Source organism: Coriobacteriia bacterium (assembly GCA_041658765.1).
In the GTDB taxonomy this organism is placed as follows: domain Bacteria; phylum Actinomycetota; class Coriobacteriia; order Anaerosomatales; family JBAZZO01; genus JBAZZO01.
This window is the reverse complement of the sequence record JBAZZO010000019.1, coordinates 20,155-38,741: the sequence shown is the minus strand read 5'-3', so window position 1 is coordinate 38,741 and position 18,587 is coordinate 20,155. Positions and strand designations below refer to the sequence as shown.

The window sequence follows — 18,587 nt, the reverse complement described above, 5'->3', positions numbered from 1 at the left end:
TGCAACCCGCAATTCACGAAACGTGTATCTATGACATTTCGCGATTTCCGACTGGTCGCAAACCCCTGACCTGCACTTTTATCCTCGGACGTGGCCCAGAAGGGCAATTAGCTGCGGAACGCAGGACGGAAACCGTACCCCGCCTTGCCTGCGACCGCTCTGATGCTCGCGACTTTCGTCGCGTCCGCGCTTCCGCGCTCGAACCAATCTCTCTGCATCTCAGCGGGCCAGTGAGGTGCTCCGGGGTTCACCCACTCTGACGCGCCTGAGTGCGCGGATGTCCGGGGGCTGTTCGCGGCGAGCCCGACAATCGCAACGATTGCTGCCACGAGCAGCAATGATGTAGCAGCCAAGCGGGACTTCGTGGCCATCTAAGCGCACCTCCCTCGTACCGGGGCCAAAGGCGTCACTGCCCTATCACGTCGATGTGGTTGACGGCTGTCTGCCGGGCATTGTAGTACACATCATTGTCGCTGCAGGGGGCTTGTCCATCCCAGTTTCCCCAGGAAGCCCACGTCGAGTTTCGGAAAGTCAGAGAGTTGAAGCAGGCCACATTGTCGTAGTAGCTGCCTGCAGGGCAATCACGTTCAGCATTGACGCACGACCAGCTAGAAGTCATGTTGGTGTAGTAGACGGACCCGACCTCCGAACCCGGATCATCCATCCAGAAGTAGTACCGGTTGTCGCTGAATCTCCAGCCGGTCCAGTACCGGTGATATGAGTCGGCGGCGACGCTGCGTATGTAGACCTCGTTGTACGAACCATAAGAGCCGTAGACGTAGAAGCCGTAGCGAGAGCCGCCGCCCGTCCACTGATGACCGATCTCGGCGATGGCGTTCCAGTCGGTGCGATGCGCGACTATACTCGCGACCTTAGTGTTCGCGACTGGTGGATTCGAATTCACTCAAATCGTGCTCGCGACGCCCCAGTGGAATTGGTCCTCGTGCCTGTTAACGGTGTACTTGTTGGCGAACGCAGGTGCTGGAGCGACGGCGACGAGTATAACGAGCGGCAACACCGTCGAGATTCCCCACCGAAGCCTCCGAAGTGCACCCATCATCTCGTCCCCCCAATCAATCTGGTTGGACGCGCTTGACATCAAAGCCAGCATACGGGTGCCCAGTGTCGCGGTCATCACGCAGCAGATGAGGATTGAGGACCGGACGCGCGCATGTCGCAGGGAGTTGCAGGGACGCAGGCTTAGAGAACCAGCTGGATTAGCTCAGCAGGCTCGCTCGAACAATGATTGGACAGTCTGTACTATCCACGTGCACAGACTGCCACTTTCTGCATAAGACGTCACCGTCTCGGACGGTCGGTCTCCGGAATCCCGTCCTCACCAGCGGTTTCGCTGGTGTCTCGTGATATACGCTCGAGGGCAAGTACAGTCTGTATATCCCGGCTCACAGCGCGTCCGCGATCCCCGAAGGCGGGAAGGTGAGTCCCGGAGGGCGATTCGGAGCGCAGGCCGAGACCGCAGGGCTCGGCCGTAGCGCGGAGCTCGCCCGAAGGGGCTGCACCTTCCCGGCCGGTGGCGCAGCTCGCCGCTCTCAGCGCTCGTTCTCTAGCAGGTCGCGCTTGCGCTCGACTCCCCACTTGTAGCCGCCGAGGCCGCCGTCGGAGCGCACGACGCGGTGGCACGGCACGACGACGGCAGCGTGGTTGCCCGCGCACGCGCCCGCGACGGCGCGCACCGCGCGCGGCTCGCCGATGCGGCGCGCGACCTCGGCGTACGTCGCCGTCTCCCCCGGCGGGATGCGCCGCAGCTCCGCCCAGACCGCCCGCTGGAAAGGCGTGCCGACGAGGTCGAGCGGGATGTCGGCTGACGCGCCCGTGCCGTCGATCAGCCCGACCACGCGGCGCACTTGCTCCGCGATGCCCGCGTCGTCGCGGGCCAGCACGGCGGCGGGGAACTCCGCGCGCAGCGCCGCCTCGGCGGCTGTGTCGTCGTCGGCGAAGAGCACGCAGCACACGCCGCGCTCCGTCGCCCCGACGAGCACGCGGCCGAGCCGCGAGGCTCCGGTGGAGTAGCGCACCTCGAGGCCGCGGCCTCCGCGCCCGTACGCCGACGGCGCCATCGCCAGCCCGCGCGTGGCGTGCTCGTAGATCGCGCGACCGGAGCCGAACCCGGCCTCGAACCCGGCGCGCGCGACGCCGCGGCCTTCGCGCAGCCCCTCGCGCATGCGCCCGAGCCGGACCGCGCGCGCGTACGCTGCGGGTGAGAGGCCGAACTTCCGCGCGAAGACGCGGCGCAGGTGGCTCGGGCTCAGCCCGACGGCGGCCGCGAGCGAGGCCAGCGTGTGCGCCGCCGTGGGGTCGTCCTCCACGAGCGCGGCCGCGCGCCTTGCGGCGTCCTCGGCGGTGGCGGTGGTGTTCGCTGGGTCCATGTCCACGATGATGGCAGGCTCTCTCCGCGTGTTCCATCCGATTCTCGCCGTCGTCTCCGCTACAATCACCGTGACATCGCCGGACCCCTTCCAGCGGGAGGCACCATGCGCATCCTCGTACTCGGCAGCGGCGGGCGCGAGCACGCCATCGTCGACTCTCTCCTCCGTTCGCCGCACGTGTCCGAGGTGCTCGTCGCTCCCGGGAACGGCGGCACAGAGGCGATCGCGTGCAACATCGGCCTGGCGATCGACGATCCAGCGGCCGTCGGGGCCTTCGCCTTCCGGCACGCCGTCGACCTCGTCGTTATCGGTCCCGAGGTGCCGCTCGTCGCGGGCGTGGCCGACGCCGTGCTCGCGCAGGGCATCCGCTGTTTCGGCCCGAACGCCGCCGCCGCCCGGCTCGAGGGTTCGAAGCGCTTCGCCAAGGAGGTCATGGCGCGGCACTCGATCCCCACGGGGGGCGCTGCGTGGTTCACCGACGAGGCCGGCGCCCTCGCGCACCTGGAGAAGGTCGGCGCTCCCGTCGTCGTGAAGGCGGACGGGCTCGCCGCGGGCAAGGGCGTGATCATCGCCGAGGACATCGCCGCCGCGCGCGCGGCGGTGCGCGAGTGCTTCTCCGGCCGCTTCGGCGATGCCGGCGCCACCGTGCTCGTCGAGGAGATGCTCTCCGGGCCGGAGTGCTCGCTGCTCGCCTTCACCGACGGCGTCACCGTCGCGCCGATGGCGCCCGCGCAGGACCACAAGCGCGTCGGCGACGGTGACACGGGCCCGAACACCGGCGGCATGGGCGTCTACTCGCCCGTCCCCATCGTGGACGACGCGACGCTCGCCGTGATGCGCGGCGTGCTGGAGGACACCGTCGCCGGCATGGCCGAGGACGGTTGCCCGTTCGCCGGCGTGCTCTACGGCGGATTCATGCTCACGGAGGACGGCCCGAAGGTGCTCGAGTACAACGCGCGCTTCGGCGACCCCGAGACGCAGGTCCTGCTTCCGCGTCTGACCACCGACCTCGTCGAGGTCATGCTCGCGGTCTGCGAAGGGCGGCTCGCGCAGGTGCCGCTGGAATGGCGCGACGACGTCGCCGTCTCGGTGGTGCTCGCCTCCGGAGGGTATCCGGGCGACTACCCCACCGGCCTGCCGATAACCGGGATCGAGGACGCCGAGAGTGTCGAGGGCGTGAAGGTCTACCACGCGGGCACGGCGCTCGTCGACGGCGTGCTCGTCACCGCGGGTGGGCGCGTGCTGGACGTCACCGCGCTCGCTCCTACCTTCGAGCTCGCCCGCGAGCGGGCGTACGAGGCCGCCTCGCGCATCTCCTTCGAGGGCATGCACTACCGCCGCGACATCGCCCTGAGGGCGCTGGCCGGCTGATGCTCACCGAGCGTCTCCTCACGACCTTCATGCGCGGGGCGAACCGCCGCTACCTCGCGCTCGACCCCGCGGGCGTCACCTCTCTGCCCGGGCCGCGCGCCGGGGTCCCGTACCTGCTCTACCTGCACGTCCCCTTCTGCGAGCGGCTCTGCCCGTACTGCTCGTTCAACCGCTACCCCTTCCACGAGGAGCGCGCGCGCGCGTATTTCCGCAGCCTGCGCGAGGAGATGCGGATGGTCTCCGCGCTCGGCTACGACTTCGAGGCGCTCTACATCGGAGGCGGGACGCCGACGATCCTCGTCGACGAGCTGTGCCGGACGATCGACCTCGCGCGCGCGCTGTTCTGCATCCGCGAGGTGTCGAGCGAGACGAATCCCAACCACCTCGTCCCCGAGATCGTGGAGCCGCTACTCTCGCGCGTGCAGCGGCTCTCCGTCGGCGCGCAGTCCTTCGACGACGGGCTGCTCGAGCAGATGGAGAGACGAGATAAATACGGTTCCGGCGAGGAGATCCTCGAGCGCATCGCGAGCGTGGCCGGGCGGTTCCACTCGCTCAACGTCGACATGATCTTCAACTTCCCGAGCCAGACCGAGGCGATGCTGCGCCGCGACGTCGAGCTGCTCGCGGCGAGCGGCTGCAACCAGACGACGTTCTATCCGCTGATGGCCTCGCCCGCCGTCGCCCGCTCGCTCGCGCGCACCGTCGGCCGCGTGAGCTACGCCCGCGAGGCGCGCTACTACGGGATCCTCTCGCGAGGACTGGCGGAGGCGTTCGAGCCCGCGAGCGCGTGGACGTTCTCGCGCGTGGCGGGGGGGATGATCGACGAGTACATCGTCGACTACGAGGACTACGTCGGCCTGGGATCGGGCGCCTTCTCGTATCTGGAGGGCGGCATCTACGTGAACACGTTCTCGCTGCGCGAGTACGAAGCGATGATAGGTTCGGGCAGGATGTCGGTCTCCGCGAGCCGGTTCTTCCGGCCGCGCGAGAGGATGCGCTACCGCTTCCTGATGGGACTCTTCGGCCTCAAGCTCGACAGGGCGGCCTTCGAGGAAGACTTCGGGGTCTCCATCGAGCGCGGGCTGCGGCTCGAGTTGGCGTTCATGCGTGCGGCCGGGGCGTTCTCGCGCGACGACGCCGAGGCGATCGAGCTCACCGAGAAGGGCCGCTACCTTCTCGTCGCGATGATGCGCGAGTTCTTCTCGGGTGTGAACAACGTCCGCGACCAGGCTCGCGCCGCGCTGAGCGCCGACGAGCGGGCGCTGCTCTTCGGCGAGGGGTGTACCATCGAATGACCGCGATGCGAGGAGGAGGACACCGTGGCTGAGACGCCGCTCGTGGGGGTCGTGATGGGCAGCAAGTCCGACATGCCCGTCATGGAGGATTGCCTGCGCGCGCTCGAGGAGCTGGGCGTGGCGTACGAGGTGAAGGTCGCCTCCGCGCACCGCCAGCCCTCCGTCGTGCACGAGTGGGCGAGTGGCGCCGCCGACCGCGGCATGCGGGTGATCATCGCGGCCGCCGGCAAGGCCGCTCACCTCGGCGGGGTGGTCGCCGCCTACACGCCGCTGCCGGTCATCGCGGTGCCGATGAAGACCTCCGACCTCGGCGGGCTCGACTCGCTGCTGTCGATGGTGCAGATGCCCAGCGGCGTGCCGGTCGCCTGCGTCGCGATAAACGGCGCGCGCAACGCCGCGGTGCTGGCGGCGCAGATCCTCGGGACGGGCATGCCCGAGTACCGCGAGGCGGTCGCCGCGCTCAAGGAGAAGATGGCGAAAGGATAGGGCGGACGTCGAAGGGACCAGGATATGCTCTCGCTCGCACTGCCGAAAGGCTCTCTCGAGGAGCAGACGATGCTCCTCTTCTCGCAGGCCGACCTCGAGGTGAAGAAGTCGTCTCGGGCGTACAACCCGACGATCGACGACCCGCGCATCGCGAAGGTGAAGATCCTGCGCCCGCAGGAGATCCCGCTCTTCGTGCAGGACGGCCACTTCGACCTGGGCATCTCCGGCCACGACTGGGTGACCGAGTCCGGCGCCGACGTCGTAGAGGTCGCCGAGCTTCCGTACGCCAAGACCGGCGCCGGCGTGGTGAAGATGGTGCTCGCCGTCCCCGACGATTCGCCGGTGCACTCGGCGGCCGACATCGCGCCGGGCAGCCGCATCTCCACCGAGTTCCCGAACTGCACCCGCGCGTTCTTCGAGAAGCTCGGCATCCCCGTCGAGGTCCACTTCTCCTACGGCGCGACCGAGGCGAAGGTGCCCGAGCTGATGGACGCGCTCGTCGACCTCACCGAGACCGGCTCCACGCTGCGCCGCAACGGCCTGAAGATCGTCGACGTCGTGATGGAATCGACCACGCGCCTGCTCGCGAGCAAGGCGGCGTGGGCCGACCCGGAGAGGCGCCGCGCGATCGAGGAGGTCCGCACGCTGCTGCTGGGTGTGATCGAGGCGCGCGGTAGAGTGCTGCTCTCGATGAACGTGCCCGAGGGCAAGCTCGAGGCGGTCGTCGCCGAACTGCCGGCGATGAAGCACCCGACGGTCTCGAAGCTCTACGGCTCCGACTACCTGGAGTTGTCCACCGTCGCCGACAAGGCGACCGTCAACGTGCTCATACCGCGGCTGAAGGCCGCCGGCGCCGAGGACATCCTCGAGATCGCCATCTCGAAGATCGTGCGGTAGCGGGGATGGATCCCGAGCGAGGCGTGCGCGAGACCGAGAGGCTCCTGGAGGACCTCGCGCACTTCGTATCGCACGAGCTGCGCAATCCGCTCTCCGCGGTGATGGGGTACGCGCAGATCCTCGAGGAGTCCGTCCAGGATGCGTCGGCCGTCGACGTCGAGCGGGTGCGCATGATCGCCCGGCGCATCCTCGAACGCGCCGACCATATGAACGACCTTATCGCCCTCATCCTCGCGATGGCGAACGCCGCCCTGGGACGATTGGACCTCGATCCGCGGCCGCTGTCCTTGGGCGCGCTGCTCGCGGACGGCCTCACGACGCTGTCGGCCGATGTCGCGGCGCGGGTGCACGTCGAGATCGCGGACGACGCGGACAGGTTCGCTGCGGACTCGTGGCACCTGTGCCGGGCGATCTTCAACCTCGTCGCGAACGCCGCGAAGTACTCGGACGCGGACGCTCCGATCGAGATCTCCACCGCCCGCGACGGCGAGCTCGTCAGGATCGCGGTGACCGACCACGGCTTGGGGATGCCTCCGGAGGTGCGGGAGCACGTCCTAGACGCATCCGGTGACGTGGCGACGTCTTCGGGCCCGGCGCGAGGATTCGGTCTCGGTCTCTATTTCGCGCGCAGGGTCGTCGAGGCGCACGAAGGCCGCATCGAGGTCGCGAGCGAGCAGGGCGTCGGCAGCACGTTCACGCTCATCATCCCGGCCACGGCGCTCTAGCTGCCGGCATTCGGCTCAGAAGAAGCTCGCCGCGTCGCTCATCATGTCCGCGGCGTGATCGAGCTTCCAGTCCTCTAGGGACAGATAGAAGCGCGGCGAGAAGACCGCCCCCATGTCCTTCACGAGCGAGATGACCGCTTCGAGCATGCCCTCGCGCGCCACCAGCAGGTCGAGCGCGTCATCGGGGACGAGGTCGGTGTCGGTGGCGTGCGGCTTGAGGAGGACGCCTCGCTCCCCGTCGTTCAGGACGATGTCGAAGCACAGGTTCCCCTCGGCGATCACTCCCACCGTCGCGGCCCCGCGTTCGAGCACCCATGACGTCCCGTTGCGGTGCAGCGACGCGACGCGCGCCAGTGTCGCGATCTCGAGCGCCATTGCGAAGGGGCATGACGGGAGCTCCGCGAGGACCTCGCGCAGGTTCGCCGCGGAGACGAGATCCCGCTCGGGCATGTGATCCTCGAGAAGCCCGAGCGCCAGATTCGCCTCGGCGAGCGAGGCGGTGCTCAAGACCATCCTAAGAAGCTCGCCGTGGGTGCCTTCGAGGTACGGGCGCAGCAACGTCAGGCTGCGGCCTGACGTGAGTCTGACGGTCGGATCGCGGAGCAGCGGGTCCATGCGGTGGTCTCTCCGGGGCGGGTTGGTACTCCGAGTATCGGCACGAAAGTCCCACACGACAAGATATCGTGTTGAAACTAGTGTGGACTTGACACTACTACGCACCATAGGTAGTGTGCAGTTGCGCATAGTGTGAAGTCACCAAGAGCCGTCGCGAAGGACTAGGAGGTGGGCCGTGGACGCGGAAGATGTCGTCCTGCGGAAGTTCCAGAAGGAGCTGAACTCCGGCACGGTCTCTCTCGTCCTGCTCGCGATCCTCGATCGTTCGCCTGAGCCGCTCTACGGCTACCAGATCGCGAAGCGGATCGAGGGCGCATGGCAGGAGGGGGTGCCGGTGAAGCAAGGGACTCTCTACCCGGTGTTGCGCTCCATGGAGGAGCAGGGCCTGCTCGAGAGCAGGGTGGAGCCGAGTGTGGCGGGGCCGCCGCGGAGGTACTACGCGATCACCGATCGCGGACGCGAGGCCCTTGGGGAGTGGAAGCGGGCGTGGTCGCGCACTCGCGACTTCGTCGATGCGGAATTGGAGGGCGACGTTGGCTAGCACGGTCGAGGAGTACCTCGCGCAACTCAAAGGAAGGCTGTCGAGCGCGGACCCGGCGCTCGTGCAGGACGCGCTCTACGACGCGGAGGAGTACCTGAGGTCCGCGCTCGCGGAAGCGGGCGGGGAGCCCGAGGCGTTCGCACGCGTCGTCGAGAGCTATGGGACGCCTGAGGAGATCGCCGCGGCGTATCGGGACGTCGAGATGACGGTCTCGAAGGCCCTGCGCAAGCCGGCGCCGGCGTCGACGAAGACCGGGTGGGGCCGGTTCTTCGGTGTGGTCGCGGACGCCGAGGCGTGGGGAGCGCTCTTCTACATGCTGCTCACGTTGGTCACGGGCATCCTATACTTCACCGTCGTGGTGACCGGCCTCTCGCTCACCTTCGGCCTCGCGATCCTGATCGTCGGGGTGCCGTTCGCGCTGCTGTTCCTGGCGGTCGTGCGGGCGGTCTCCCTCGCGGAGGGCCGCGTGGTGGAGGGTCTGCTCGGCGTGCGCATGCCGCGCAGACCGAGGATGCTGGCCGCGAGAGGCGACATCGTGACGAGGGTGAAGTCCTGGTTCACCGACGTCCGGACCTGGACCACGATGCTCTACATGGCGTTGCAGCTGCCGCTCGGGACGATCTACTTCTCGAGCGTGGTGACGTTCCTGGCGGTCTCGACGTGGCTCGTCGTCGGACCGATCGCGCAGTTGGCGTTCGACGTTCCGATCGCTCGCAGCTTCGAGTACGGATACTTCCTCGATCCGTGGGCGATCCCGCTGGTCATGGCCGGGGGCGTGCTCGGCTTCGTCCTCACGCTCTGGCTCGCGAAGGGTGTCGGGCGGCTGCACGGCGCATACGCGAAGGCGATGCTCGTCGGTCGCGCGGGGGAGGAGTAGGAGATGAGGAAGTCATACGGGTCGGTACTGGCGGCGGTCGGGCTGGTAGTTCTCGTGCTCGCGAGCGGGTGCACGAGGGTCCGCCTCGAGAAGCCCGCTCCGATCAGCGAGATGCGCAGCGTCTCGAGAGGCTCAGCACAGCGGCTGCGGGCGCGCGTCTCGATGGGCGCGGGGGAGCTCGTCGTGCGCGGCGGGGCGGCCGACCTCCTGGACGCGGAGTTCACCTTCGCTCCCCGCTCGTGGCGCCCGGTCGTGGAGTACTCGGTCTCGGGAGACGTCGGGAACCTGTCGGTGAAGCAGCCGAGCATCCGTGACGCGAGCAAGTGGCCGTTCGGGGAGAGCCGCAACGAGTGGGATGTCCGGCTGACGGACGGATTGCCGCTGGATCTCGCCGTCGAACTCGGCGCGGGCGATGGCGGTCTCGCGCTCGGTACGCTCGACCTTCGTCGACTCGAAGTGAACCTCGGCGCGGGCGACGTGACGATCGACCTGACCGGTTCGCCCGCGCACGATCTTAGCGCGGACATCAGTGGCGGGATCGGCTCGCTCACCCTGCGGGTCCCGCGTGACGTCGGCGTGCGCGTGACGGGGAGGGAGGACGGCGTGGGCACCTACGACGCGCCGGGCTTCACCGCCGACGGCGAGGCGTTCGTGAACGACGCGTACGGAGAGTCGGAAGTGACGTTCGACATCACGCTGGTCCGGGGCGTGGGGGACGTCCGCATCGAGATGTCCTCTGATTAGACCTGGAAGGATGGTGTTCGACATGGAGGTATTGGCTCTCACGGCGATGGTCGGCGCGGCCGGTCTCGCGGCGCAGGTCCTCGCTTGGGCGGTCGCGGGTGTGCTGTACCCGCTGTTCTGGGTGTGGATGCTCGTCGACGCGATATTGCGCGAGGACGCGGAGTACCCCGGCTCGAGCGAGAACAGCCGTCTGGTCTGGGTGCTGCTCGTGGCGTTGCTGCATCCCGCGGCGATCGTCTACTTCTTCCTGGTGTACGCGAAGAGCAAGCGGAGCGCGACCGTCCAGCCGGCGTGACCCCGCGGATGCCGGAGTGCGGTACGATGTTCGCAGACGTCGTGCGTGCGGAGAAGGGCGGGGCGTGGACAAGGCGGGGGGGACCGTAGAGGCGGGAAGCGCTGCCGTGGTCGACGTCGTGCGGCCCGGGATGTCCTTCTGGTGGCGCTGGGTCGCGGCGAACTCCCTTGCGGAGCTGGTGGGTCTTGGCTCCACCGCGCTGTTGTTCATCGCGATCGCTCCCCGCATCGACGGCGCGTCGTTGGGTGTCGCGCTTGCGTATGCCGGGGTCGTCGCGGTCGGTGGAGCGCTCTTCGAAGGCGTGAGCGTCGGCTATGCGCAATGGTTCGTCCTGCGCACGGCGCTCCCCGCTCTACGGCTGCGTCCTTGGGTCGTCGCTACGTCGCTCGGAGCGTTCGTCGCGTGGGCGCTCGGTATGCTCCCGAGCACGTTGCTCTCCGCCGGGGGCGCGGCGAGCGGCCGGGCCCCGGATCTCGGTGGAGTGGCGATGTACATCGCCGCGGCAGGCATGGGGGTCGTCCTCGGGCCGATGCTCGGCGTCCCGCAGGCGCTCGTCCTGGTCCGGCATCGCGTCAGGGCGCGCTGGTGGGTGCTGGCGAACTCTCTGGCCTGGGCGGTCGGCATGCCGATCGTCTTCGTCGGCGCCGGGTCGGTCTCCCAGGACGCCGGGCTGGCGTCGATCGTCGGATGGGTGGTCGTCACGCTGCTCGCGGCGGGCGCCGCCGTCGGGGCTGTCAACGGGGCGGTGCTCGTCTGGACGCTGCGCCGCGCGGCCGAGCGCGTCGAGGAGTGACCTTCCGGGTCAGCCCCCGGCGACCTCCCAGGCGCGGTGCGCCGCCGTCAGGGCCGCGTCGAGGTCGGACTCGGTAGCCAGACTTCGAGGGGCTTCATCGCTCGGCCGCCGTCGCTCGCGGCAAGAGGAGGTAGTCCGCGACGATCGCGATGGCGAGCGTCGAGAAGATGGCGAGCAGCCACGCCGCTCCCACGATCCTGGTGAGGTCCCCGATGCGTCGCTCGACCTCGCGCAACGAGCGCCCCGCGAGGACGAACCCGGGGCTATCGCCGCCGTAGGCGACGACGACGGTCGCGAGGCGGACGCCGCGACGCGGCTGCCACGTGATGCGGTCGCTTCCGTGCTCGCGCGAGTAGTCGAAGACTCCCGGCGGCGGGACCGGGGTGCGTCCGTCGAGGCCGGCTCCCGATGCGATCGGGCGGCCCTCGGCGTCGAAGACGATCACGAACGGCGCGAGGCTGCGCGACGCGTCGATCGCGGGCGCGTTGACGAGCTTCGCCGGGTCGGAGCCGCGGCTGAGCGCCGCCGCGGTGTCCTGGGCCATCTGCACCTGCGGGTCGTCGGCCGACATGCGATACGACTGTTGCACGCAGACGTAGGTCAGCGCGCACATGGCGGTCACGGCCGCCGCGAGCGGCAGCCAGCGGACGAGGATGGTTCGCACTCGGACCAAGGGGACCTCCTGAGGCTAGGAGCAGGCGCCGCCCATCGCGCACGGCGCCGACGGAGCCCTGTTCGCCGCCACCTTGTGTGTCCGGGCTTTCGGAGACTTCTTGCCGAGGATGCACGTGGTGTCCTCGCCCATGGGGTCTCCGAACTCGTGGAAGGCCTTCGTGCGGCAGCCGCGACAGATGCGCGCGTAGTCGCAGCTCTCCTCGGAGCAGGCGCCCTTGGCGTCCTTGGTGTCGAGCTTGTGCAGTTCGGCGATGGCCTCGGTCAGGTTCATCTCGCGGATGTTGCCGACGATCCAGTCCTGCGCGAACTGGCAGGGCATGATGCCGCCCTCGGAGTTGATGTTCATGTGGCCCTTACCGACGGGGCATGCCGAGACGATCTCCAGCCGGGCGAGGCCCTGGCTCACGTCGATGCCCCGCTCCTTCAGGCGGCCCGCGATGTAGGGGATGACCGACGGCAGCGCGCCGATGTCGTACTCGAGCTTGCTCTCCGGGTCGAGGATGTCCTCGAGGATGGAGTCGGCCAGCTCGCGCCATTGGGCGGCGGAGATGCGCGCGTCGTCCTCTCCCTCGCTACGGCCCGATGTGATGAGGTCGCAGAAGTAGAGCAGGCCCGCGTCGCACGCCTTGGCCATCGCGACGATTTGCGGGATGAACTCGAGCGTGTCCTTGGAGACGGCCGTCTTCAGGCCGACCCCCACACCCTCCTCGCGCAGTATCTTGATGGCGCCCATCACGCGGTCCCACGTGCCCGGCACGCCGACCATCCCGTCGTGGAAGTCGCGCGGGCCGTATATGGAGGTCGCGATCCAGTCGACGCCGGCCACCTTGAGGCGCTTGGCGACGTCGCGGTCGATCATCGTCGCGTTCGTGGAGATGGTGACGCGCATGCCGTACGAGCGCGCGGTGTCGAGGATATCCCAGAAGTTCTTGCGCATCAGCGGCTCGCCGCCGGAGAGGAAGAGCAGGGGGACGCCGAGTCCTCCCATCTGGTGCACGAGGGCGATGGACTCCTCGTCGGAGAGCTGGTCGGGCTTCGTGTGACCGTCGGCGGCCATGTAGCAGTGGTCGCAGAGCAGGTTGCAGCGGTTCGTGATGTTCCAGATGATCTGGCTCGGCCGGCCGAGCTGGTAGGCCTTGAGCGCCTTGTCCTCGACGTCGGCGAGGGGGCCCTGGAAGAAGAGGGATCGGACGTGCGCCATGGTGTTGCCTCCCGCAGTGTGGCGCCCCGTGCCGGCGGAGCGTGTTCTCGGCTTCCTGAAGGCATCATTATGCAGCCACCGAGTCGTTCCTGCACGTTGTAACCTGTGTTACCGGTCCGCGTCAGTATGTTCAAACAAGCGTTTGACAGACAAACGCGGGTTTGATTATCCTTGCGTCATGCACACCTCTACCTTCGAGGCGCTCTCCGACGAGAAGCGCCTGACGATCCTGGAGCTGCTCGCCGGCGGCGAGCGGTGCGTGTGCGAGGTGTCCGAGGCCCTCGGGATCTCGAACGCGCTCGCTTCGCATCACCTCAAACGCCTGCGCGAGGCGGGTCTGGTGAGCACGCGCCGGAAGGGGCTTTGGCTGCACTGCCGCTTGGAGGAGGGCGCGCTGCTCGGCCTCGCCGATCAGCTGCGCGAACTCGCGTCGCGGGCGGCGCTGGTGCCGAGCGGCTGCTGCGGCTCGGAAGAGGAAGGCGACACGGATGGCTGAATGCGGCGACACCAAGGGGTCCGCCTGCTGTGGAGGCGGCGGCGAGCCCGTCCCTGACGATTTCGGCTACGGACCGGCTCCCTACCTCGACGGCGCGGTCGACACGCTCGTGGGCCCGGTCCCGCGTGTCAGGACGGACATCACGCGCGAGGACCGCCTCGGCGGCCTGCGGATGCGCGCGAACATCGGGCGCGGCCTCTACCGGGTGCGTCCCGGCCTGTACGCGGTGGGCGACCCCGACGACACGGCGCCGGTGCTGGTCACGGCGAACTACAAGCTCACGTTCGACGCGTTGCGCCGCGAGCTCGGCGGGCGCGACGTCTGGCTGCTCGTCCTCGACACGCGCGGGGTCAACGTCTGGTGCGCGGCGGGTAAGGGCACCTTCGGCACGGACGAGCTCGTGCGCCGGGTGCGCGACGTCCGCCTCGAGCAGATCGTCAGCCACCGCAAGCTCGTCCTCCCGCAGCTCGGCGCGACCGGCGTCTCCGCGCACGCAGTGCGCGAGCGGACCGGCGCTTCGGTCGTGTGGGGGCCGGTGCGCGCATCCGACGTCCCGGCCTTTCTCGACGCGGGCCTCAAGGCGACCCCCGCGATGCGTCGCGTGACCTTTGACTTCGCCGAGCGGGCGAGGCTCGTCGGCGTCGAGCTCTCGGCGCTGTGGAGGCCGCAGGTGCTCGTCGGCGTCGCGGCGTATCTCGCGATCACGGACGCGTGGCGCCCGATAGTGGAAGGTCGCATCCTCGCCACCCCGAGCGGCATCGCCCTCGTGACGCTGCTCGTCTCGCTCGTCGCCGGCGCCGCGATCGTGCCGCTGCTCCTGCCCTGGATACCCGGCCGCGCCTTCGCGCTGAAAGGCGGCATCGTCGGTGCCCTCGCGGCGGCGTCGGTGGTCGCGATCGCCGGAGGGCGGTCTTCGACGGTGGGACTCGCGGGCATGGCTCTCGTGGGCACCGCGCTTGCGTCCTACATCGCGATGAACTTCACCGGTTCGTCGACGTTCACCTCGCCGTCGGGCGTCGAGTGGGAGATGCGGCGCGCTATACCGCTCCAGATCGTCGGAGTCGTGGCCGGTGTGGTCATGTACGCCGCGGCGACGATACCCGGATAGGAGGGCGTCATGACCGGGCTGCGCTACATAGAGGACGTCGTGACGCTGAGGCTCGACGCGGAGAAGTGCAACGGCTGCAGGATGTGCGAGCAGGTCTGCCCACACGCCGTCTTCGCGGTGCAGGACAAGGTGGCCCGCATCGCCGACCTCGGCGCGTGCATGGAGTGCGGCGCGTGTGCGCGCAACTGCGCGCCGGGGGCGATAACGCTCACCCCCGGCGTGGGTTGCGCCGCGGCCATCGTCAACGGCTGGATCACGAAGTCCGAGCCGAGCTGCGGTTGCGGCTAGGTCCGGCGCCTACTTGGTGACGATGATCGCCCTCGCGCCGGCCACGCCGTCCGCCTCCGGCACGGAGACGACGAGCACGCTGGCGCCTTCCGCGAGCTTCGTGGTGACACCGTCCGCGGTCGCGCGGACCGTCTTGTCGTCGATGACGAGCTTCTGCGAGCCGCCCGCCGCGAGCTTGACGGTTATCGAGTCGTCCGCCAGGGAGATGACGGTCCCCTCGATGGCTCCGCCGCCACGGCGGCCCATCGTCCCGGCGCCGCCCGCGCCTCCTCCGGGGAATCCTCCGTTCGCGGGCATGTCGATGCCGCGCTCCTTGAAGAACGCCTGACGCTCGGCGTCCGACATGGTCGTCATCCTCTGGCGGTCCGCCGCGCTGAGCTGCGCGAAGGCCCCGCGTCCCCCGTTCGCTCCGGCCGCCGCCGTGCCGCGCCCGAGGAAGAACCCTCCTCCCAGAGCGGCTGCCGCGAGCAGGACGTCGGCGACCACGATCGCGATGGTCTTGTTCATGTGCCTACCTCCGTCTGTCTACTGGTACCTGAGGGCCTCGATGGGACTCATGCGCGCCGCGCGGCGCGCCGGATAGAAGCCGAAGACGACGCCGATCGCCGCCGACACGCCCGTCGCGAGCATGATGGCGTTCAAGGATACGAGCGCCTCCACGCCGACGAGCGGCGCCGCGAAGTACGCGATCGCCCATCCGGTGAGGATGCCGACCGCGCCCCCGATGAGCGTGAGCGTCACCGACTCGGCGAGGAACTGCGCGGAGATCGCGCTCTCGTCGGCACCGAGCGCCTTGCGCAGGCCGATCTCGCGCGTGCGCTCGGTGACGGTCGTGAGCATCATGTTCATGATCCCGATGCCCCCGACGAGCAGCGAGATGCTCGCGATCGCGGCGAGCAGCGTCGTGAAGGTCCCGGTCACCTGGGTGACCGCCGTCAGCAGGTCGGCCATGTTCATGATGCGGAAGTCGGCCAGCGTCTCGTCGGCGATCTTGTGCCTGCCCAGGAGCAGGGTCGTGATCTCGCTCTGCACGGCGTCCATCTGATCGCGGTCGGAGACCGAGACCTGGATCGACGACACGTACTTGCTCGCCGAGACGAACCGCATGTGCGTCGAGAGCGGTACGAGCGCTGCGGAGTCGACCTGGTTCGTGCCGGAGGCGCCCTTCGCCTTCAGGACGCCGATCACGGTGAGCGACATGCTCCCCGCGCGCACGCGCTGCCCGACCGGATCGACGCCCTCGCCGAACAGGTCGACCGCGGTTTGCGCTCCGAGGACGATGACCTTCGCGTAGGCGGAGTCGTTCTGCTCGGTGATGAGCGTGCCGAGGGAGGTCTCGAGGGAGGAGATCGTCGCGTAGCCGGGTGTGACGCCTATGAGCTGCGCGTTCACGTTGTTCGAGCCGGCCACGAGTTGCGAGAAGCTCGTCGTCTGCGGAGCGACCGCGTCGATGTAGGCGACCGAGGTGAGGGCGTCCGCGTCCTCGCGCGTGAGCGACTGGACGCTTCCGCCGCCCATCCTCGGTCCTCCGCCTTGCGCCTCGGGTGAGGACGGGCGGATCGTCAGCACGTTCGAGCCGACCGACTCGAAGCGCTTCGTGACCGCGGCCTGGCTCCCCTGTCCGATCGCGACCATCGCGATGACCGAGGCGATACCCACGACGATGCCGAGGATGGTGAGCCCGCTGCGGACCTTGTTCGAGGTCAGCGAGAGCAGCGTCTCGGTGATGAGGTCGCCGAAGCTCATGCGGCCTCACCCTCCTCGGTCGCGAGGCCGTCCTGGATGTGGATGACGCGCCGGGCGTGGGCCGCGATGTTCGCTTCGTGCGTGATGAGCACGATGGTGCGGCCTTCTTCGTTGAGCCGGCTGAACAGGTCCATGATCTGCTCCCCGGTGGCGGTGTCGAGGTTCCCGGTCGGTTCGTCGGCGAGGATGATGTTCGGGTCGTTGACGAGGGAGCGCGCTATCGCGACGCGCTGCATCTGACCGCCGGAGAGTTCGTTCGAGCGGTGGGTCCAAAGGTCCTCGGGCAGTCCGACGCTGAGCAGCGCCTTTCCAGCACGCTCCTTGCGCTCGGCCGCAGGGACGCGTGTGTAGAGCATCGGCATCGCGACGTTGCGCATCACGGTGGCCCGCGGGAGCAGGTTGAAGGACTGGAAGACGAAGCCGACCGTCTCGCGCCGCACCTCGGCCAGGTCGTACGAGTCGAGTTCGGCGACGTCGCGCCCGGCGATGCGGTACGTGCCCGACGTCGGCGTGTCGAGGCAGCCGATGATGTTCATCAGCGTCGACTTGCCGGAGCCCGACGGCCCCATGATCGCGACGAACTCACCGGCCTCGATGGTCATCGAGACCCCGCGCAGCGCGTGCGTCTCGGCGCCGGCGCCCTCGTAGACCTTGTGGAGGTCGACGGCTTCGATGACCGCGTCAGTCACGGGGGCCGCCGCCCGCGCCGAACCCCATGACGCCGCCCCCCACGCGCCCGCTGCCCGACGTGCCGCCCGACGTGTCCGAGGCCGCGCCCGCTTGCGTGGTCTTCGTGACCACGAGGTCGCCCGCCTTCAGGCCGCTCGTGACGACCGTCTGGCTCGTGCCCTTGAGACCGGTCTCCACGGTGACGGTCCGTGGCTCGGTGGCGCCCTTGTCGAGCACTTGGACGTAGTAGCCGCCGTTGGTGGTGTCGCTCTTGATCGCCGCGTTGGGGATGAGCAGTGCGTCGCGCACGACGGCCGTCACGATGGTCGCGGAGCCGGACATGCCGGTCCGCAGACTCGGGTCGCTCACGTCGAGTGAGATCCAGACCTCGTAGGTGACGACGCCCTGCGAGACGGTGCCTTTCTTCGACACCGCGTCGACCGCGCCCGAGAGCGAGAGGTCGGGAAGGGCATCGACCATGATCTCGGCCGACTGGCCGACCTTGAGGGAGGGCACGTCGACCTCGTTCACCGCGAGCTGGAGGGCGATCTCGCCGTCACGCGCTATGGTGACCGGCGCGGACGAGCCGCCCGAGGTGCCCCCGGCGGCGGCCGTGCTCGACCCGCCTCCGCCCGAGCCGACGGTGTCGCCCTTCGAGATGGAGACGGACCAAACGGTGCCCGAGCATGGGGCCTCGACGCTGAGCGCGGCCTCATCGGCGAGCGCCTGGTCGTAGACGAGCCGCGCGCTGGTGCGCGAGGCCTTCGCGGAGGAGAGCCCGGCCTCCGCCACGTCGACCTGCTGCTCGGCGGTGTCGATGCTCGTGGGGTCCGGGGCCTGCGTGGGGCTCGTCGGGCGGTCCTGCGCCGCCTCGAGCGCGTTCTGCGCTTGGAGCAGCGACAGCTCCGCCCGGTCGACGCCCTCCCTCGATTGGCGCAGCGATGCGAGCGCCCGGGCCGTGGCGGCGCGAGCCGTCGCGGGGTCGAGCGTGTAGAGGACGTCGCCCGTCTCGACCTCGGAGCCCTCCGCGACCTTGATGGAGCGCACCTTCCCGCCCGCGGACGGCCAGGCCTCGATCTCGTGGCGCACCGCGAGATTGCCGGTGCCGGCGACCGTGACGGAGAGAGTCCCCTTCGCGGCCGCCTCGGTGGTGTAGGTGGTCGCGGGGACGGCGGTCTTCGATCCGCGCAGCGCGAGGAACGCGACGAGTGCGATAGCGGCGAGCGCCCCGACCGCGATCCAGCCCTGATAGCGCCGCCACTTGTTCCTGCGAGCCATGCTCCACCTCCGCCGAAGACGTCCCGATGCTGTCTACCCTACGGGGACCGGCGCCACGCCGCGTCGTGCCTCCGTCGCGTTCGCGCGTACTACCTGTGGA

22 protein-coding genes are annotated in these 18,587 nt (G+C 68.9%); 13 read left to right on the top strand and 9 right to left on the bottom strand.

From position 1 onward, the window contains the following. Window positions 1-406: 406 nt before the first annotated feature. Window positions 407-904, bottom strand: a complete 498-nt coding sequence (locus WC971_10215) for a hypothetical protein (GenBank protein ID MFA5845188.1) — start codon at window positions 902-904, stop codon at window positions 407-409. 646 nt (window positions 905-1,550) lie between these two features. Continuing rightward, window positions 1,551-2,387, bottom strand: a complete 837-nt coding sequence (locus tag WC971_10210; GenBank protein MFA5845187.1) for a methylated-DNA--[protein]-cysteine S-methyltransferase — start codon at window positions 2,385-2,387, stop codon at window positions 1,551-1,553. Between the two features lie 105 nt (window positions 2,388-2,492). On the opposite strand from WC971_10210, the gene purD reads away from it, so the two are divergent. The 5 genes from purD to WC971_10185 are packed head-to-tail and all read left to right on the top strand — an operon-like array spanning window position 2,493 to window position 7,161. Beyond that, on the top strand, window positions 2,493-3,758 hold the full coding sequence (gene purD, locus WC971_10205; protein MFA5845186.1) for a phosphoribosylamine--glycine ligase: 1,266 nt from the start codon (window positions 2,493-2,495) through the stop codon (window positions 3,756-3,758). Further along, window positions 3,758-5,053 (top strand): coproporphyrinogen III oxidase family protein, encoded by a 1,296-nt coding sequence (locus tag WC971_10200; GenBank protein ID MFA5845185.1) that lies wholly within the window; start codon window positions 3,758-3,760, stop codon window positions 5,051-5,053. Before purD ends, WC971_10200 begins: the two co-directional genes overlap by 1 nt. Before the next feature lie 54 nt (window positions 5,054-5,107). Beyond that, the gene (gene purE / locus WC971_10195) at window positions 5,108-5,539 is read left to right on the top strand and encodes a 5-(carboxyamino)imidazole ribonucleotide mutase (GenBank protein MFA5845184.1); all 432 of its coding nucleotides are present in this window, start codon (window positions 5,108-5,110) and stop codon (window positions 5,537-5,539) included. Window positions 5,540-5,563: 24 nt separating this feature from the next. Then, entirely contained in the window at window positions 5,564-6,436 is an 873-nt protein-coding gene (hisG, locus tag WC971_10190; GenBank protein ID MFA5845183.1) for an ATP phosphoribosyltransferase, read from the top strand. A 5-nt stretch (window positions 6,437-6,441) separates the two neighbouring features. Then, window positions 6,442-7,161: a HAMP domain-containing sensor histidine kinase gene (locus tag WC971_10185; protein MFA5845182.1), complete on the top strand. Its 720-nt coding sequence runs from the start codon at window positions 6,442-6,444 to the stop codon at window positions 7,159-7,161. A 15-nt stretch (window positions 7,162-7,176) separates the two neighbouring features. Here WC971_10185 and WC971_10180 read toward each other — a convergent pair whose 3' ends face one another. Continuing rightward, entirely contained in the window at window positions 7,177-7,776 is a 600-nt protein-coding gene (locus tag WC971_10180) for a hypothetical protein (protein MFA5845181.1), read from the bottom strand. Window positions 7,777-7,951: 175 nt separating this feature from the next. On the opposite strand from WC971_10180, the gene WC971_10175 reads away from it, so the two are divergent. From WC971_10175 to WC971_10155, 5 genes are all read left to right on the top strand, one after another. Further along, on the top strand, window positions 7,952-8,317 hold the full coding sequence (locus tag WC971_10175) for a PadR family transcriptional regulator (protein MFA5845180.1): 366 nt from the start codon (window positions 7,952-7,954) through the stop codon (window positions 8,315-8,317). Continuing rightward, window positions 8,310-9,194 (top strand): sensor domain-containing protein, encoded by an 885-nt coding sequence (locus WC971_10170; protein ID MFA5845179.1) that lies wholly within the window; start codon window positions 8,310-8,312, stop codon window positions 9,192-9,194. Before WC971_10175 ends, WC971_10170 begins: the two co-directional genes overlap by 8 nt. Window positions 9,195-9,197: 3 nt before the next feature. Continuing rightward, window positions 9,198-9,938 carry a toast rack family protein gene (locus tag WC971_10165; GenBank protein MFA5845178.1) on the top strand — a complete coding sequence of 247 codons (741 nt, stop codon included), beginning with the start codon at window positions 9,198-9,200 and terminating at the stop codon, window positions 9,936-9,938. A 10-nt stretch (window positions 9,939-9,948) separates the two neighbouring features. Continuing rightward, window positions 9,949-10,233 carry a hypothetical protein gene (locus WC971_10160; protein ID MFA5845177.1) on the top strand — a complete coding sequence of 95 codons (285 nt, stop codon included), beginning with the start codon at window positions 9,949-9,951 and terminating at the stop codon, window positions 10,231-10,233. A gap of 64 nt (window positions 10,234-10,297) precedes the next feature. After that, entirely contained in the window at window positions 10,298-11,026 is a 729-nt protein-coding gene (locus tag WC971_10155) for a hypothetical protein (protein MFA5845176.1), read from the top strand. Between the two features lie 94 nt (window positions 11,027-11,120). On the opposite strand, the gene WC971_10150 is transcribed toward WC971_10155, so the two are convergent. Both WC971_10150 and WC971_10145 read right to left on the bottom strand, forming a co-directional pair. Continuing rightward, window positions 11,121-11,699 (bottom strand): hypothetical protein, encoded by a 579-nt coding sequence (locus WC971_10150; GenBank protein ID MFA5845175.1) that lies wholly within the window; start codon window positions 11,697-11,699, stop codon window positions 11,121-11,123. A 15-nt stretch (window positions 11,700-11,714) separates the two neighbouring features. Continuing rightward, a complete protein-coding gene (locus WC971_10145) occupies window positions 11,715-12,902 on the bottom strand; it encodes a radical SAM protein (protein ID MFA5845174.1) in 1,188 nt (395 codons plus the stop codon). A 178-nt stretch (window positions 12,903-13,080) separates the two neighbouring features. On the opposite strand from WC971_10145, the gene WC971_10140 reads away from it, so the two are divergent. Genes WC971_10140 through hgcB form a run of 3 tightly spaced genes read left to right on the top strand, consistent with a single transcriptional unit; the run spans window position 13,081 to window position 14,794 of the window. Then, a complete protein-coding gene (locus tag WC971_10140; protein MFA5845173.1) occupies window positions 13,081-13,398 on the top strand; it encodes a metalloregulator ArsR/SmtB family transcription factor in 318 nt (105 codons plus the stop codon). Next, window positions 13,391-14,506, top strand: coding sequence for a mercury methylation corrinoid protein HgcA (gene hgcA, locus WC971_10135; GenBank protein ID MFA5845172.1), 1,116 nt, complete (start codon window positions 13,391-13,393; stop codon window positions 14,504-14,506). Before WC971_10140 ends, hgcA begins: the two co-directional genes overlap by 8 nt. A gap of 9 nt (window positions 14,507-14,515) precedes the next feature. Then, window positions 14,516-14,794 carry a mercury methylation ferredoxin HgcB gene (hgcB, locus tag WC971_10130; protein ID MFA5845171.1) on the top strand — a complete coding sequence of 93 codons (279 nt, stop codon included), beginning with the start codon at window positions 14,516-14,518 and terminating at the stop codon, window positions 14,792-14,794. 9 nt (window positions 14,795-14,803) lie between these two features. Here the strand turns inward: hgcB and WC971_10125 are convergent, their stop codons facing one another. Genes WC971_10125 through WC971_10110 form a run of 4 tightly spaced genes read right to left on the bottom strand, consistent with a single transcriptional unit; the run spans window position 14,804 to window position 18,487 of the window. Continuing rightward, window positions 14,804-15,301 carry a hypothetical protein gene (locus tag WC971_10125; protein ID MFA5845170.1) on the bottom strand — a complete coding sequence of 166 codons (498 nt, stop codon included), beginning with the start codon at window positions 15,299-15,301 and terminating at the stop codon, window positions 14,804-14,806. Window positions 15,302-15,319: 18 nt separating this feature from the next. Further along, window positions 15,320-16,540, bottom strand: a complete 1,221-nt coding sequence (locus WC971_10120) for an ABC transporter permease (protein MFA5845169.1) — start codon at window positions 16,538-16,540, stop codon at window positions 15,320-15,322. Further along, window positions 16,537-17,229, bottom strand: coding sequence for an ABC transporter ATP-binding protein (locus WC971_10115; protein ID MFA5845168.1), 693 nt, complete (start codon window positions 17,227-17,229; stop codon window positions 16,537-16,539). The genes WC971_10120 and WC971_10115 overlap by 4 nt, the downstream gene beginning before the upstream one ends. Next, complete coding sequence (locus WC971_10110; GenBank protein ID MFA5845167.1) at window positions 17,222-18,487, bottom strand: efflux RND transporter periplasmic adaptor subunit; 1,266 nt, start codon at window positions 18,485-18,487, stop codon at window positions 17,222-17,224. The genes WC971_10115 and WC971_10110 overlap by 8 nt, the downstream gene beginning before the upstream one ends. Window positions 18,488-18,587: the final 100 nt, after the last annotated feature.